Annotated in this window: 13 protein-coding genes and 3 pseudogenes; 15 read left to right on the top strand and 1 reads right to left on the bottom strand. The window is 43.4% G+C overall.

Annotated elements, in window-relative coordinates; all coding sequences use genetic code 11:
* Window positions 1-24 precede the first annotated feature (24 nt).
* From G7Y90_RS00470 to lpxC, 14 genes and pseudogenes are all read left to right on the top strand, one after another.
* Window positions 25-2,074 (top strand): annotated as a pseudogene (locus tag G7Y90_RS00470) (Lnb N-terminal periplasmic domain-containing protein).
* Window positions 2,075-2,177: 103 nt separating this feature from the next.
* On the top strand, window positions 2,178-2,780 hold the full coding sequence (locus G7Y90_RS00465; protein ID WP_349773382.1) for an NAD-dependent epimerase/dehydratase family protein: 603 nt from the start codon (window positions 2,178-2,180) through the stop codon (window positions 2,778-2,780).
* A complete protein-coding gene (locus G7Y90_RS18300; RefSeq protein WP_349773381.1) occupies window positions 2,749-3,021 on the top strand; it encodes a Rossmann-fold NAD(P)-binding domain-containing protein in 273 nt (90 codons plus the stop codon). The genes G7Y90_RS00465 and G7Y90_RS18300 overlap by 32 nt, the downstream gene beginning before the upstream one ends.
* Window positions 3,022-3,084: 63 nt before the next feature.
* On the top strand, window positions 3,085-3,489 hold the full coding sequence (locus tag G7Y90_RS00460; protein WP_250163105.1) for a hypothetical protein: 405 nt from the start codon (window positions 3,085-3,087) through the stop codon (window positions 3,487-3,489).
* An 11-nt stretch (window positions 3,490-3,500) separates the two neighbouring features.
* Window positions 3,501-4,082 (top strand): hypothetical protein, encoded by a 582-nt coding sequence (locus G7Y90_RS00455; RefSeq protein ID WP_250163104.1) that lies wholly within the window; start codon window positions 3,501-3,503, stop codon window positions 4,080-4,082.
* A 61-nt stretch (window positions 4,083-4,143) separates the two neighbouring features.
* On the top strand, window positions 4,144-4,866 hold the full coding sequence (gene pyrE / locus G7Y90_RS00450) for an orotate phosphoribosyltransferase (protein WP_372815133.1): 723 nt from the start codon (window positions 4,144-4,146) through the stop codon (window positions 4,864-4,866).
* A 58-nt stretch (window positions 4,867-4,924) separates the two neighbouring features.
* Window positions 4,925-5,908, top strand: coding sequence for a glutathione synthase (gshB, locus tag G7Y90_RS00445; RefSeq protein WP_250163103.1), 984 nt, complete (start codon window positions 4,925-4,927; stop codon window positions 5,906-5,908).
* A gap of 338 nt (window positions 5,909-6,246) precedes the next feature.
* A complete protein-coding gene (gene murG, locus G7Y90_RS00440; protein ID WP_250163102.1) occupies window positions 6,247-7,347 on the top strand; it encodes an undecaprenyldiphospho-muramoylpentapeptide beta-N-acetylglucosaminyltransferase in 1,101 nt (366 codons plus the stop codon).
* Window positions 7,348-7,411: 64 nt separating this feature from the next.
* Window positions 7,412-8,843: pseudogene (murC, locus tag G7Y90_RS00435) on the top strand (UDP-N-acetylmuramate--L-alanine ligase).
* A 26-nt stretch (window positions 8,844-8,869) separates the two neighbouring features.
* The gene (locus G7Y90_RS00430; protein WP_250163101.1) at window positions 8,870-9,877 is read left to right on the top strand and encodes a D-alanine--D-alanine ligase; all 1,008 of its coding nucleotides are present in this window, start codon (window positions 8,870-8,872) and stop codon (window positions 9,875-9,877) included.
* A 569-nt stretch (window positions 9,878-10,446) separates the two neighbouring features.
* Window positions 10,447-11,241 (top strand): cell division protein FtsQ/DivIB, encoded by a 795-nt coding sequence (locus G7Y90_RS00425; RefSeq protein WP_250163100.1) that lies wholly within the window; start codon window positions 10,447-10,449, stop codon window positions 11,239-11,241.
* 167 nt (window positions 11,242-11,408) lie between these two features.
* Window positions 11,409-12,701, top strand: a complete 1,293-nt coding sequence (ftsA, locus tag G7Y90_RS00420) for a cell division protein FtsA (RefSeq protein ID WP_198329470.1) — start codon at window positions 11,409-11,411, stop codon at window positions 12,699-12,701.
* 235 nt (window positions 12,702-12,936) lie between these two features.
* A pseudogene (gene ftsZ / locus G7Y90_RS00415) lies at window positions 12,937-14,141 on the top strand (cell division protein FtsZ).
* 372 nt (window positions 14,142-14,513) lie between these two features.
* Window positions 14,514-15,428 carry a UDP-3-O-acyl-N-acetylglucosamine deacetylase gene (gene lpxC, locus G7Y90_RS00410; RefSeq protein WP_250163099.1) on the top strand — a complete coding sequence of 305 codons (915 nt, stop codon included), beginning with the start codon at window positions 14,514-14,516 and terminating at the stop codon, window positions 15,426-15,428.
* A 298-nt stretch (window positions 15,429-15,726) separates the two neighbouring features.
* On the opposite strand, the gene G7Y90_RS00405 is transcribed toward lpxC, so the two are convergent.
* Window positions 15,727-16,254, bottom strand: coding sequence for a hypothetical protein (locus G7Y90_RS00405; RefSeq protein ID WP_250163098.1), 528 nt, complete (start codon window positions 16,252-16,254; stop codon window positions 15,727-15,729).
* Between the two features lie 249 nt (window positions 16,255-16,503).
* Here G7Y90_RS00405 and G7Y90_RS00400 point away from each other — a divergent pair, with 249 nt between their 5' ends.
* Complete coding sequence (locus tag G7Y90_RS00400) at window positions 16,504-17,232, top strand: CHAP domain-containing protein (protein WP_045444182.1); 729 nt, start codon at window positions 16,504-16,506, stop codon at window positions 17,230-17,232.
* Window positions 17,233-17,342 lie beyond the last annotated feature (110 nt).

Here is a 17,342-nt window from a genome sequence, read left to right as displayed (position 1 = left end):
TCTGTAGATTGTACCCTAACTACTATGAGTCAACGAGCGCGTTTACCACTTGCTATTGCAGGATTGCTACTCTCTGCACAAACGCAAGCTTTTTTGCCAACACCAGCATCATTAGTACGACAGGGGTATTAGCGTCTACGCCGCAAGCTACTGCAATTGCTAATAATACGCCAGATAATGACGCTCCAGAAAATACCCAAGGGCTAGAAAAAGCAACGCTGAGCAATTATTAGCCAAGTGGCGTGAGCAAGCAGCAACACAAAATTTAGCCCAAGATACGACATGGCGACGTTTATTATATTTTTTGATGATCAAAAGATTTGATTGGTAAGAAAAAAGACACCAGCATGGTTGATGAGGCTGACTTTTTTTAAGTGAGAATGGACAGCATGATTCAGCTGCCGAGCTTGATGTGTTACTCGTCGCCCTCGCTAATGAGGTAGCGACAACGAATAATCGTATTGTCAAAAAAAATACTGCCAATAGTTCGGTATTATGTCGTTTTCCAGCGCGTTCACAATGGTTGACCGATACATTAAACATTGATAAAACGGCGCTACAAGTTGACTGTCCCAAATTGAATGAATGGATGCAGAAGATTGCCCCTGAGCAGCTATCCATCATGTTTGCCCAAGAGTATTTGGACAATCCTATTTCAGCCTTTGCTCATACTTTATTACGTATCGACTCAAAAGCGAGCGTGGCTGATCCGAGCCAGATTCATCACGCGGTTGCGCTGAATTATACGGTTGGTGGTAATCCAAAAGACAATTTTGTGGTGTATGCCATCAAATCAATGACTGGCGGTTATGACAATCTCATTGAAATTGACCCTTATCCAGAGAAGCTGGCGAAATATCTGCAAGAAGACGAGCGTGATGCATGGACGTATCAATTGGATTTGACTCCAGCGGAAGTGCAGCAGATTATGTTGCACGTTTGGGAAACCAAAGATTTAAAATTGCCGTATTACTTCACCACAGATAACTGTGCGTCTGAGATTTTACGCTTAATTGACGTGGTACGCCCGCAGCAGCATTTATTGAGTCAGCTGCCTTATGCGGTTATTCCCTCAGATGTCGTGCAGTTGCTTGATGATGAGGGCTTACTTGCCAGCACCAACTATACCCCTGCTGATAGTACTTTACGCCAAGCGCAGTTGAATAAGGTCAAAGAGCAGCGCGAGCAATTCGGCTATCACAACAGCGCCAAGCAGACGATCAATGAGATTAAATCTGCCCAACTCAATGCGGTGTCGAGCATGTCAGCTGATGGACAGACGTTATTGCAGCCTACTATAGCGGTATCAGATAACAATCCAATAGACAGACATCCGCTGCAACTGGCTCATATGGGACTAGGGCAGCGCGGTGATAATAACTATATCGATTTGGGCTTACGAGCGGGCTATCATGATATTCTCGATCGTCCCTCAGGATTCCCACAGTTTTTCGACTTAGAAGGCGCATCTGCGACTTTGCGCCTGTACGACACCGATAATGACACAGCCAATCAGACAAACAGTGTGGTTTTGCAAAATGTGACATTGATTCGTGGGCGCTCATTTAATCCGGTCAATTCTGCCAAAAAAGGCAAAACGTGGGGCGCTAGCATCGAGGCGACGCGTGTGAATGATGGCTCCCAGCAAGACGGTCGCGATCATTTAGTTGGGAGCTTGGGCTATGAATCAGGTTGGTCATGGGCATTTGGTACGCCTCGCACAGGTGCAGGCGAGATGCCGCCGCAGCTATGTTATACCTTTTTGTCCGGCACAGCGCAAGCAGGGCGCGGTATCAATAAAGGCTTTCGCGTTGGTGCTGGCGTCAATGCAGGCTGTCGTTATCAGATTAACAATCAGTTACGTGCTCAGGCTGAATTGCAACTGCCATATTGGTATCATGGCAGCAGCGATGAGTCTAATGCCCGTGGTCATTATTGGCAGCCGATATCGACATTAGGGCTGCAGTATGATATCGATAAAAAACAAGCATTACGCATTAATGCCAACTACGAATGGCAAGATCGTGTTGATGCCAATGAAGACGTACAGCTGTCGTACAGACGCTATTTTTAACACTTATTACTGAAAAGATGTATAGATTATTGAAAAGATGTATAGATTATTGAAAAGATGTATGGGCAGTCATTAGAAATGTCGTTCGAATAAAGGATAAATGATGAGTACGCAAAATTTATTGATTATTGGTCAAGGTGATATTGGTTTGCCAGTCAGCAACCAGCTGGCACAGGACGGCTTAAATGTCACAGGTTTGGCTCGTGGTGAGCGCCATCATTACTCTTTGGATGATAACGCTGAATTTATGCAAGCCGATGCATTGACTCTGACGGCTGAGCAGCTGCAAGATTTTACGGCGATAGCAATTATCGTTACCCCCGATGATTATTCGACCAGTGGCTATCATAATAGCTACTTAGCAATTAGCCAACATTTGGCAACGCTTGCGGACAAACTCACCAACCTTTCACGCATTGTTTTTATTTCATCAACGGGTGTTTATGGGCAAGATAATGGCGAATGGATTGATGACAATACTGCACCTGTGACGCCAGAGCGTGAAGCATCGCAGGTGATATTGCAAGCAGAACAAGTCCTGCAACAAGGCTTTGATGATAAAGCCATTATTATTCGTCCAAGCGGTATTTATGGACGCGTGCGTCTCATGCGTCTGCGCAAAGCCCGCGAACCACAAAAAAGCAGTGGCAGCCGCGCATTGGAGCAATCGGATTATGGATCGCGATTTGGTCGCTATCATCGCTAACGTACTGACTATCGATGCGCCCAAGCCCCTTTATATTGCTACTGATTATGCGCCAGTCACGACTTTTGAGTTGGGCGTTTGGTTAAGTCAGCAGATAAATGAAACGCCTCCTGCTCTTGACGATAAAAAAGTAGCGGTTACGGGAAAACGCTTGCACAGTAATATTCCATTAGCTTGGTTGGCATATCCTGATTGGCAAGTCGGTTACCGTGATATTTTGCGCCATCAAGAACAACATTAAGAGTAATATGCCAGTTTGATTTAATTAGAATTATTTTTATATTTTATAGCTTATGGAGATTTCATGACCCAGCCTTCTACTTCTGACACTCATTTACCCAGTGCTGATCTTACAGCAGCAGGCGGTACAATTTCAGAAGGCAATGCTGAGCAGTCGTCTATTTTGCCAGATAGTACCCAACCTGCGATTGTACATCCTAATTTTGACCCGAGTCGCTTGGCACTTGATCCTGCCAGACCCTTGAGCGATATTCCAGAGCCTGCTAGGCGCTTAAATGGTCAATTGCAACGACTTTATGGTCGCTCTGCGCGTTTTTATCAGCCTAAAGAACACAGCTTGTCAAAATGGTCGCTGATTGCTTCAGAAGTATTGGGCGAGCATCTGTCATTAATGCGAGCAGCAGAGCTTGTCGAGTTTCCAGACAGCTTTTATCACAATCACACGCGCAACCATTATTATCATCATTAAATGGTATGACTTTGCTCGACATGGCTGATATTCAGCAGGCGCTTCGTGCTTATCCAAAACTGCATCGTTACGGTTTTGCACTGAATGGCTCTTCTGTAAGTACCGATACGAGCGTTAGTAGTAATGCTAAAAACAAACAGGCTTCTTTCCGTGCATTGACCAAACGTTATAACCCAGATGAGTTGCTCAACAGTGTTTACGCCGAAGATTGGCAGGTGGTGTTGCAGCCGCAACAATTTGAGACAGGTGAGGGCAGTTTGGCTACTGACATTATGGCGTGTAGCGTTGCTGTTCATGCATTGAGGCAGTGCGAGACACGCAAAAGTATCAATCACCGCTATAGCGCCGCGCAAATCTGTCAGCACATACGCAGTTATCTGCTGAGTCAAATCATTTGTGAGCCATCGCAGCGTCATGCCTACCGTCAAATACGCATTTTCACAGGACATGTTATTGTTGCCGCGTATCATTTAGGTTGGGAGATACAAGTGAGCGATGACGGTCAGTGTTATTTTAATCTCTCATCGCGCAGTGGCCTATTGATTCGTTATCCTAACATGCAGGATTACGACATCAATGGTTGGTCAAGCTGATCAATAATGCGTACAATAACGCCAATTTTTTGCTCTTCTTTTTGTCAATAGGAACGCTTCCATGCTTAATGCCTCAATGCCTAATGCGCAACACCCTTCTTTCTCCTCACACCAATTTATCCAACTGGCTTTAGACAATCAAGTTCTCAAATTTGGCGAGTTTGTCCTCAAGTCTGGTCGCATCAGTCCGTATTTTTTTAATGCAGGCTTGCTGGCATCGGGTGAGATGTTGTCGTTGCTCGCGTGTGGTTATGCTGATGCCTTGGCTGAGCAAATGACTGCTAGTCATAACGGTACAGATGAGCAGGAGCTGGTGATATTTGGGGCAGCGTATAAAGGTATTCCTTTTGTGGCAGCAACCGCGCAAGCCTTATGGATTCATCATGGTATTAATGCTAAGTGGGGCTATAACCGTAAAGAAGCCAAAACCCATGGCGAAGGTGGCAACTTAGTAGGCGCTGACGTTAGTGGTAAAGCAGTCTGGGTACTCGATGATGTCATTACCGCTGGTACGGCGATGCGCGAAGTGGTTGAGATTTTAGAGCAAGCGGGCGCTAGCGTTGCTGGTATTATCGTTGCCCTTGACCGTAAAGAAAAAGGTCAGGCTGAGCATTCTGCTATTCAAGAGTTGGCGTCGACATTAGATGTACCAGTGCGCGCGCTCGTCGATATCGATGATTTAATCAGTTATTTGGCAGATGACCATGGCGTACAAAGCGGTCAGCATAAAGACGCGACCCAACTTGCCAAGATGCAACATTATCGTGCGCAGTACGGCGTATAGTTGGGCACTGAGTTCGAAGCTGTTCTATATTAATAATATAACGTAAGTGAGCCTTATCATGAGCCAAGAAAATCAAAAAAAATCGTTAAACATACTCGTTATTATGGATCCTATCGAGCAAGTTAATTATAAAAAAGACACTAGCCTTGCGATGATGTGGTCAGCGCAAGACCGTGGTCACAGCCTTGGTTACTGTCAGATTCATGATTTATGGTTGGATCGTGGTCAGCTGATGGTTGATACGCAGCCAGTGACGGTCAAGCGCGATCCTGAAAATTTTTATACACTAGAGGATAAAGTGACAGTGCCAATCAGCGACTATGACGTGGTGTTGATGCGTAAAGATCCGCCGTTTGACATGCGTTTTATTTATGCCACTTATATGCTTGATCATGCCAAAGCGGCAGGTGTACTAGTGGTCAATGACCCACAAGCGATACGTGATTGTAATGAAAAGCTCTTTGCCACGTGGTTTAGCGATTATATGAGCCCAACGATTGTGACCAGTAAACAGGCGCATATTCGCAAGTTTATCGCTGAGCAGCAAGACGTCATTGTTAAGCCATTAGATGGTATGGGCGGTACGGGGATTTTCCGTTTGACAGCAGCTAGTCCAAATATCGGCGTCACGCTTGAGATTTTAACCGAGCTTGAAACCTTGCCGATTATGGCGCAGCGCTATTTGCCAGAGATTAAGGAAGGTGATAAGCGCGTGTTGATCGTCGATGGAGAAGTGGTCGATTATAGCTTGGCGCGTATTCCCACCAAAGGCGAAACCCGTGGTAATCTTGCGGCGGGTGGTAGCGGTGTTGCGATGCCGCTCACCGATGTCGAACGTCAAGTGGCAGAAGTCGTCGCCCCGATTGTTAAAGAAAAAGGTCTCATGTTCGTCGGGCTCGATTTAATCGGCGGTCGTATTACCGAGATTAATGTCACCAGCCCAACGTGTGTACGTGAGATTGATGATCAATGCGGTACAGATATTGCGACCGATTTTATCATCGCCATTGAGAATAAAGTAGCAGTTTGCGCAACGCTGTAAGGATAGAGTGATTTATCACTAAGCTATGCGCACAATACTTAAAAAACACTGTGCTAAGATAGATTGATAAACAGCATCTTTTCATAGCGCATAAAAAGACGATAAAACGTCATTTATAAACGATGCTTTTATGATTTTTCGATAGTATTTATAAAAGCCAAGTCGTGATTGCTCGCGGCTTGGATTTTTGTTATTGACAGTGCATAAAGTGCTATATATCAGCCAACGATTTACACTATACTATGCGAGATTTTATAGGGTCATTATTGGCTGATGACTAAGATGATCATAGGATAATAAGTCCTTCATATAAATAAAGAAAAGATAGGCAGGCGTTCATGAAAGCACCGCATATATTAATGATGGCCGCGGGTACTGGTGGGCATGTGTTCCCAGCGCTGGCAGTGGCTGAGGAATTGACTCAGCGTGGTGCGGTTATTCATTGGCTAGGAACGCCAAATGGTATGGAAAACGGCTTGGTTGCACCGACTGGTTATCCTTTTCATGCGATTGAGATGCAGGGTTTACGCGGTAAAGGAATCGGGCGTTTATTGAAGTTGCCAGTGACTTTATTGTCAGCGACGATGGCAGTTATAAAGGTGATTCGTAGTAATCAAATTGACATAGTTGTCGGTTTCGGTGGTTATGTGACTGCACCTGGCGGCATCGCCGCACGTCTGACCAATACGCCTCTGATTATCCATGAACAAAATGCCATTGCAGGCATGAGTAATCGCTACCTATCCAAGATTGCAACCAAGGTGCTGCAAGCATTTGAGGATACCTTTGCCAATAGTGCACAGGATGCTAAGCTTGAAACGGTGGGTAACCCAGTACGCAATGCCATCACTGGTGTCTCTGAACCGACGGTGCGTTATGATGTTAATGACAACTCACCGCTCAAATTGTTGGTGGTGGGTGGCTCACTTGGTGCACAAGCCTTAAACGACACTGTGCCAAAAGCGCTGGCATTGCTCAATCAGCCTTTTGAAGTGCGTCACCAATGCGGGCGTAACAATGAGGCTGCCACACAAGCGGCTTACGATGAGCAGGACTTGAGTATGCACAAATTTGTGGTACAGCCTTTTATCGACGATATGGCTGCCGCTTATAATTGGGCAGATGTTATTGTTTGCCGAGCAGGCGCATTGACGGTTACGGAAATCCAGAACGTTGGTATTGCCGCAATTTTTGTACCGCTGCCGCATGCGGTAGATGACCATCAGACTGCTAATGCCCGCACTTTAACCTCACACGATGCGGCGATTTTGTTACCGCAGTCTGAGTTGACAGCGCAGCGTTTGAGCAATGAGCTTGCTGCCCTTAATCGAGAGAAGTGCCTAGCGATGGCCAAAAAAGGCCATGCCCTTGCCAATCGAAGTGCGAGCAAGCAAGTTGCTGATATTATTTGGCAAACGCTGAAGCCTATATTATTATAACTGACTGTTTTTATTGCCATTATTTTGATACAAATTGTATTAGCCTTTAATAAAGAGAAGCCCTATGTCTAACCCTGCGAAAGCTCTACCTAAGCGTTTGATTGAAATACCAGAAATGCGTCGTATTCAGCATTTGCATTTTGTCGGTATTGGTGGCTCGGGGATGTGCGGCATCGCGGAGGTGATGAACAATCAAGGATATCAAGTAAGTGGTTCTGATATTGCTGAGAGCTTAGTAACCAAACGTTTGGCACAGATTGGTATTGATATTGCGATCGGTCATGATTCTAAGAACATCGCTAATGCTGATGTCATCGTTGTATCGTCAGCGATTGATCGCAGAAACCCTGAAGTAAGCGGCATTAGAAGCACGTTTGCCAGTGGTACGCCGTGCCGATATGCTGGGCGAGTTGATGCGTTATCGTCACGGTATCGCTGTTGCTGGCGCTCATGGCAAAACCACCACGACCAGTTTGTTGACCATGATGGCAGAAGGGCAACTCGATCCTACCTACGTGATCGGCGGTAAGCTGAATGCATCTGGTAAAAATGCTGCGCTGGGTAGCAGTCGTTTCTTGGTGGCAGAAGCCGATGAGTCTGATGCGTCGTTTTTATCGTTACATCCGATGGCCGCGATTGTCACCAATATCGATCAAGACCATATGGAAACGTATGAGAATAGTTTTGATAAATTAAAAGCCGCTTATATTCAGTTTTTACAAAACATGCCATTCTACGGTTTGGCGGTGGTCTGCGGTGATGATCCAGAATTGTATGCCATGATTGATGATATTGGTCGTCCCGTACTGACCTTTGGACTTGAGCCTTTTAATGATGTGCAAGGTGTTGATTTGGTTACGGAAGGCACGAAAACTCACTTCACGGTACTGCGCCGTGACCGTGAACCTTTACGTTTGACCCTCAACATTCCTGGTACTCACAACGTTTATAACGCACTTGCTGCTATTACCATGGCGACTGATGAAGGGGTCGATGACGAAGCGATCAAACGCGCTCTGCAAAAATTTGAAGGCGTTGGTCGCCGTTTTGAGCATGCTTCTGTCAGCCTTGATGAGGGTAATGTTTTATTGATTGACGATTATGGCCATCACCCAAAAGAAGTCGATGCCACCATTAAAGCGGCGCGTCAAAGTTTCCCTGAACGTCGTTTGGTAATGATGTTTCAGCCGCACCGTTATAGTCGTACCCGAGATTGCTTTGATGATTTTGTTGAAGTACTCTCCAGCGTTGATGAATTATTATTATTAGACGTATATTCAGCAGGTGAAAGCCCAATTACTGGCGCTGATACCAAGTCATTGGCACGTAGTATTCGGTTGCGCGGTGAAGTTGAACCGACGATTATTGACAAGGACAATTTAGCTCCTGTCATGCAGCGTTTATTAAAAGCCAATGACATGCTCATTACTCAAGGTGCAGGTAATGTAGGGCAGATCGCTGTCGACTTGGCTGCCAATAACCTTTACATTAAGTAAGCTAAAAAATTCTAGGAACGATCTTCATGACGACTGATACTAAAGAAAATACCAGCACTCAAAATGCAGATAATTTAGAGAGCAATGATGCCACTCTAAACACGACGACCAGTGATGCAAAAGATGCCAGACAGTTTGGTAAAGTGGCGGTTGTCTACGGCGGCAGTAGCAATGAACGCAGCGTGTCATTAGACAGTGGTGCTGCCGTATTGCAGGCGCTACAAAACCAAGGCGTTGATGCCACTCATTTCGACCCTAAGCATCAAGATATCACAGAGCTACGCCAGTATGACCGCGTGTTCAATGTGTTGCATGGTCGCGGCGGCGAGGATGGTTTGTTGCAAGGTGTGCTGCAATGGTTTGATATTCCGCAGACGGGTTCAGGCATTCTGGCATCAGCGCTGGGTATGGATAAGGTTCGTACCAAGCAATTGTGGCAGGGTTGTGGGTTAGCAACCGCGCCATTTTCATTGTTAACAGCTGAGACTGACTGGCAGCAAGTGGTCAACATGCTAGGTCTACCACTTATTATTAAGCCCGTTCATGAAGGCTCGAGTATTGGTATGACTAAGGTCAACAATCTTGACGAGTTGCCAGCGGCTTATGCAACGGCGGTACAGTGCGGTGATGCAGTTATGGCTGAGCGCTGGATTACTGGTCGCGAGTTTACAATCGTCATTATCGACGATGAAGCTTATCCAGTCATTCGTCTTGAACCTGCTGATATTACCAACTTCTACGATTTTGAAGCCAAGTACAATCGTAATGATACCAGCTACTACATTCCCTGTGGTCTGAGCGCTGCTGACGAAAAGCATTTACAAGATCTGAGCCTTGCAGCGTTCCGTGCCGTTGATGCTAAAGGCTGGGGACGCATCGATGCTATGCAAGATGAAGCAGGCAACTTCTGGTTGCTTGAAATCAATACAGTGCCAGGCATGACCAGCCATAGCTTGGTTCCGATGGCAGCCAAGGCTCGAGGCATGGACTTTGATGCATTGTGCTGGCATATTTTAGCGCAGACATTAGAGTGACTGGTATAGCAGTTATTGCTTAAACAGTGATTTAGCAATGCTACTTTTTAACATTGCTCATTTTTAGTATTGTTCATAATGCTATTGATATTTATTAAGGCAGTTGTCATTAATAAGCTGTCTTAATAAACCAGTGATAAAACTTATGAATCATTAGAGTTAAATTTTTCTTATAGCCTGAGAATACTACTAGACTAGATAGCCTGAGAATACTACTAGACTAGAACGGGTTAATGTATCACTAGAGCTGCTATACCACAGCGTCATGTAAACTTGTGTAAATTCGTTGTCACTAGTAGGGGTTAAGCTATTGTTTAACCATAAAATACGTTAATATTGTAATTATAGGTCTGTTTTAGTGATATTTCTGTTTTCTATGAATTTAGCCCATAAGTTATTCATAAATTAAGAAAAATGTTACGTTTAAATGAGCATAATGTCATCCTATAAATCGTTTTAGTAAAATATTTTGATAATATGTCAACTTAATAGGCTTCTGCAAAAATATGCAGAGTTACATTTATAAATAGCATGATCAGTTTTATGCAAATATAGGGACAAAGGTCGTTATGGCTCAAACTGTCAACGAGGTAACTGACTTGATGAGTGATAAAACCCGTCGCCCAAACTCTAAGTTCCAAGTACCGACTTCGCTCAAATATTTTTTTATGGTATTGGTACTAGGGTTGCTCGTACTGATATTGATAATGGGTGGAAAAGCGTTGCGTGATGCACCGCCAGCTTCTATCCATGTGAATAATCAGGGTTTGACAGTTACCCAGTATCGCGCATTGCAACAGGTTATGAATCAACAAAAGGTAAGCAGCTTTTTTACCTCTGATTTGCAAGCATTAAGAGATATTACGACGGGTCTGGCTTGGGTTGATCAGGTCAGTATTTCTCGTGATTGGCAACGGGGCATAGTCGTTACCGCATTACCTAAGCAGGCGGTTGCTAATTTTGGTACAGAGCGTTTAGTGGATGCAAAAGGTGCAGTTTTTGTCCCTGCTGATAGTAAAGATCTGACGCAAGAACGCTTCGCCACCTTACAAGGTGAGATAACGCAAGCCCCAGTTATCATGCAGCAGATGCAGCAAGTTAACGACTGGTATACGCCACTTGGTATGCAAGTCGAAGATATTATCCTGTCACCAAGAATGACTTGGCTGATTCGTTTTGACAATGGACTGCGTGTGATTGTTGATAACGAGAATACTGCGCAAAAGCTGCTGAGTTTAAGTCAGCTGCTCGGCAATCAGTTAAGTGAGCGTCGAGGCGAAATACAGTCTGTAGATTTGCGCTATAAAAATGGTTTTACCATTGCTTGGGATATGGCACAGCCAAAAATCGATGAAGCAGAATAACGATAGATAGATAGCATAAACAAAAACTGGTTAGCATTTTAGTTTGAGCTATTTTGATAGTTTGTAGCACAGGATATACAACATCATAGCGTGTTGATAACGCTTTTTTTAATGATCTAATGGAGACGTCATTTGGTCTCCTGTTTAGCGATAATTTGTCTGGTACCATGAAAAATACTGAAAATCTGGTTGTTGTCCATCTAAGTGCCACGGCAGTCTATGTCGTCATTGGTAACGTTGTCTCTGCAAAAGACATCCGTATTCTGGGCGTGGGACAAGTCAAAAATAGCGATTTTTACCAAGGTCAAATAAAACACCGTGAACGTCTACAAGGTGCTATTAAGCAAGCCATTCAAGAAGCAGAAGATACTGCCAATTGCCGCGTGCACAGTGTGTGGTTGACCCTAGCAACACCGGAATTATCGAGCAAAAATAGTGCAGGCGAGGTACGTGTAGAAGATGAGGCGGTACGTGCCAAAGATATGGTGCAGGCGTTGTCTAATGCCAAGTCACGCGATCTATCATCAGACTATTATTTAATGCATTGCTGTCAGCAGGGCATCTATGTTGATGATCAAGATTTCATGGTGGATGATGCGATCGAAATGATGGCGCATAATATTACTGTGATGTATCACATGATGATGATGCCCGTTGCTAGTCGTCAGAATATCCAAAAATTACTGCAAAGCTGTGATGTTGGTATTGATCACATTGTATTTGATGCAGTGACGAGTGCTGAATATAGTTTGATGAGTGACGAGCGCCAGCAAGGGGTTTGTTTGGTAGATATTGGTGCTAGTACGACCAGTATTTGCGTTTATAAAGAAAACAAGCTGATATTTACCCATTGTATCGCGACAGGTAGCCACGAAGTAACGATGGATATCTCAGCTGATTTTGGTATCTCCATGATTGAAGCTGAAAAGCTGAAAAAGACCCATGGTACTGTCGATGTCAATAGTGTCGATCCTAGCTCATTCTTTATCTTTAAACCACAAGGAACAGGTGACGAGATTAATATTGGTATCTATAATCTAGCCCGTATTATTGAAGCGCGCTATGTGCAGATATTTACGGAAGTTGCTCGTCAATTACATGAGGCTGATCTCATCGGCTATATCGACAAAGGTATCGTACTCACAGGTGGCGGTACGGCGATTAAAGGTATGATACCCTTTACCAAAAAATTGCTCAAAATGCCCGTAGTATTAACCAACACTCATCCTGCTATTAGTGCTCATAATCATTTTGATAATGATGAGTCATTTAAGCAGCTAAACAGTCAAGTAAATGATCGTGCTTATCAAACGGCATTTGGTACACTATTATATAGTCAAAGCGAGCAGTTTCGCCGTAGTGAAAAAAGCGAGCCTGAAGCGATTCAAAAAAATCGAGTCACTGGTGTTTTTCAAAGTGCAGGGCAGCGTTTTGCTAGTGTACTCAAAAAGATATTATAATCTGTTAGCAAAACATACTTATATTAAGCAGTATAAGAGTATGCAGCTATATAATAGGCAAGAATACGAAAAGCAACACCCTATACCATACTGGCATATTTTGGCTAGCACAATTATCTAAGCCATTGCCCTGTTTTATTTAAATACAATTATATATAGTAAGTCGATAGCGCGCCATATAAGTGTGTTACCAAGTATCGACCATCACGCTATCTGCAACTGGAGAAACCTTTTTATGTCAAAATACACCATGCCAGATGATAACCAGCCTCAAAATAACGGCCAAGCAGCTTCACTGTATTCGGTGTTGGTGGTGGTGGCGGTAATGCGGTTGAACATATGGTACAACAAGGGATTAGAGGTGTAACGTTCGTCTGTGCTAATACGGATAAACAAGCGCTTGATCGTTTAACTGCACCGCATAAATTGCAACTTGGCGCAAAAACGAATCGCGGTTTGGGCGCAGGGGCGAACCCAGAAGTTGGGCGTGAAGCAGCAGAAAGCGAAGAAGAAGCCATCCGTGCATTACTCGAACATTCAGACATGGTGTTCATCACTGCTGGTATGGGCGGTGGTACGGGCACAGGTGCAGCGCCTGTGGTTGCTCGTATTGCTAAAGAAATGGAAGTGTTGACAGTTGCCGTCGTGACTACGCCATTTAAGTTTGAAGGTGGCAAACGTATCAAGGCTGCTAAAGCTGGTATTGAGCAATTGACTAACTTTGTTGATTCTATCATTACGATTCCGAATGATAAGTTGATGAGTGTCTATGGCAATATCTCTATGCAAGATGCCTTTAAAAAAGCGGACGATGTGTTATTGCATGCGGTTCAAGGTATTGCTGAAACTATCGCTAGTGAAGGTATGATCAATATCGACTTTAACGATATCCGCACTGCTATGACTGCCAAAGGTCATGCGATGATGGGTATCGGCCGTGCTAGCGGCGATGATCGTGCGCGTCAAGCAACTGAGAAAGCCATCAGATCACCATTACTTGATGACTTGCGTTTAGAAAATGCAAAAGGTCTATTGGTTAACGTAATTTCTTCTGAATCACTCTCATTGGATGAGATGAGCAAAATCAGTGTTATTGTCGAAGAAATTACAGATATTGACGATGCACATATTTTCTATGGTTCAGTGATTGATGAAAAAATGGGTGATGACTTACATGTCACTGTTATTGCAACGGGTCTGACTTTAGATGAAAACGCTGGGCAAGAGCCAGAAGTAGTCGAGACACCAGTTCCTTCTGTCAATAGCACTCAGCCTGTTGACCCCAACGTGCATACCAGTGCTTTAAACAGCCAGAAGCAATCGCAAGCTCAGATGTATCAAGAAACGGCTAGTGCTACTCGCTCAAGCGCGCCTCAAGAGCAAGCGAAAACCAAAACTAATAGCATTCAAGACTATCTAAAACGTCAACAAAATAAATAATATTTTCAGATGTTTGGAATAAAAAAAGCCAGTACTAAGTTGCTGGCTTTTTTGTGCGTATAGAAAATGTCGATATATTAGCAAACTGATTCAGCTATGAGCGCGCTCTATTTATAAAAATCGCCTCTCAATGCGAAAATAATCATTAATAAATAGGCGTATAAAACAATTTATGATTGTAACATTTGGCTGTTATTTCCCTGTGTTAACAGAGGCAATGTGATCAATAAGACATGAGAACCATCAAAATTTATTGACGATAAGTGTTATCAATCAAGGAGATAAGGAAATTAGCGAGTTTTAACTATGGCGAACTAGGGGCGGGTAATGATACACTATGGCAATTGTAACAAAATATGTGAGAAGACAGCCATGAACCAAAGAACCATAAAAACTGCGATTGCTGTTACAGGTATTGGTCTCCATAGTGGTCAGCCTGTTGACTTAGAGTTTCATCCGCAACCTATTGATACGGGTATTGTTTTCGAGCGTTCTGATATCGAAGGCAGTCAGCCGATTCCAGCCAGTGCTTTTTTAGTACAAGATACTATGATGTCGTCAAACCTAGTGTTTGGTGGCACACGTGTGGGGACGGTCGAGCATTTGCTTAGTGCCATTGCAGGACTTGGCGTGGATAACCTTTTAATTCGTGTATCGGCCTCAGAGATACCGATTATGGATGGTAGTGCCGCTCCTTTTGTAGCGTTGCTGCTTGACGCAGGATTCTGCGAGCAAGACGCTTTAAAGAAGTTTATAAAAATCGTCAGACCTGTAAGAGTAAAAGTGGATAAATGGGCAGAACTGCGTCCTTATGAAGGGTTTGAGCTAAATTTTGAGATTGATTTTGATCATCCTGCTATCGACAAAGATTTTCAGCATGCACAGTTGCAGTTTTCGACGCAAAACTTCATTGAGCAATTGAGCTCAGCCCGTACTTTTGGGTTTTTACGAGATATAGAAGCCTTACGTCAGAATAATTTGGCGTTAGGAGGCAGTATGGATAATGCTATTGTTATTGATGAGGTAAATATTCTTAACGAAGAAGGTCTGCGTTTTAATGATGAGTTCGTTCGCCATAAAATTTTGGATGCTTTAGGTGATTTGTATTTGATTGGCTATCCGATTTTGGGTCGCTTTAATGCTTATAAATCTGGTCACGCGTTAAACAATTTATTGGTACGTGAGATACTATCTGACCATAATAATTTTGAAATTGTAACTTTTGATGACAATGTAACGTGCCCAATTCAGTATTTACCTCTCGAAGGTTTGACTGTTGAAGGATGAATACAGGAATATACACGAAGTATCGAAACATTTACGCAATATTACATAATCCAGCAGTAATTACATTCTAATAATATTCGTTTTTTTGAATGTATTGTTTAGATTATTTTAACAATTCTGCTCTAGAGTAGAGAATATCAAAGCTGTGGATAGTTTTTCAATCATCTGTTGGTGACGTTCATAATGTGAACGGAGCTAGCAGGTGATTTTTTTTGTTTGCGTCATTACAAAATCGCAGCGTTATCAGCTGATTTTTACGGTTTTGTTTACACAACTTTACATAGCAATATTAATAATTTCAATGATTTGCCAGACGCAAAAGTGCTTTTTTGAGATTTTCATCAGTGGTGACATGCTCTGCGGCCTGTGATATAGTCCGCTTTGTGTTTTGGCTAAGAGCCTGATTTTCATTGGCTTTACTAGACTTTGACAAAGTTGATGCTGCTGCTGATAGTTGTTTAGATGAATGATTATCAGCTGAATTTTTAGCGACGACGACGCGAATTTGCTTGAGTTGTTTAAATGTAATTGACTGCTCTGTTAAGACTTGCAAATAAGCGCTCTGCAAATAGCGAATATGATTGGCAGCAGTCATTGAGCCCACACTGAGTATTAATTGCTCGGAGGTGAGGCCTACGACCCAACAGGTATTAAGAATTTCTTCAGGTAGACAATCTACCAATAGCTCTTTTACCTCGTTGGTCGCTTCTATGTATAGCCGCATATTGTCAGCAAGCGTTCGGGGTAGTGCGCTACCAGCAAAAGCTTGATGGTCGATAAGTTGGGCAAGCCATTGGCTGTTTTTTTTGACATCGTGATGACTCATCTAATAGGTGACAAAATCGATATTCATAATTGACATGCTAAAGGCAATTGATACTGAACGATTTGCGAGACAGTGAACTAAGCGGAATAGGGTATTAACAGATAATACCAGCATTAGTCACTACAGAAGAAATAGCGGGCTGTTTTAACAAGGATTTTATCATGTTTTGTAATGATCATCTCCTCTAAACTAATTGATGCTTTGTCACGGATGACGAGCGGTCTTGTATTAACAATAGGTAGTAAATTTATGAAACAAGCTTTATTAATTTTGTCAGTATTGGGAATGGGTATAGCACAGACAAGTGGTGCTGTCGAAACAACCTTTCAACCAAATAATACCTTGAGTCATACCATCACTAACATCTCTGCTTCTGCGAACTACGGTTCTAGCCGCAATATCTATAGCACTAACAGTGGTGCTCATGTATATAGCAATGATGAGATCAGTCAAGCCATTGATAATTTAAGTGCGCATGCCAAGCAAAAAGAATACCAGCTTGCTTCGCTTACCAGCCGTTTGTCTTATGAGCAGCGTCAGCAGCAATCAAGCCGCGCTCCTGATCGCAATTCTGCTCCTGCTATCGCAGCGGCAAGTGCATCGCGAGTAGCGTTATCTAGAAGCTCTGGCTACTGTGCTCGCTATGTACGTAAAGCGCTACAATCAGCAGGTTACGAATTTACGCCTAACCCTTCAGCTTATCAGTATGCTTCTCGCGGCACACTTGCTCAAGCAGGTTTTACCAAGATCAGTAATGATATGCAGCCACAAGTGGGTGACGTCGTTGTCTATAATCGTACGTCAAACCGTCCACATGGTCATATCCAGATCTTTGATGGTAACGATTGGGTATCTGATTTCCGCCAAAACAGCATTAGCCCATACAGTGGCACTTACAGCTATACGACATGGCGTGATTCGCAATATGTCGATGATGCATCAGACCGTGGTATTTACCTCGCGATGGCTGACAAATAATAGCCAGCTAGATGTAACCTATGTTAAAAGTTTTCTCCAAATCCAGTAATGCCTTTATAGCGTTGCTGGTTTTTTTTGCGCTTTGAGTTGTGATGCTTAAGTTAAAAGTA

This window comes from Psychrobacter sp. WY6 (genome assembly GCF_018448495.1).
Lineage (GTDB): Bacteria > Pseudomonadota > Gammaproteobacteria > Pseudomonadales > Moraxellaceae > Psychrobacter.
The sequence above is the reverse complement of the archived record's forward strand: the minus strand, read 5'-3'. Positions and strand labels throughout refer to the sequence as shown.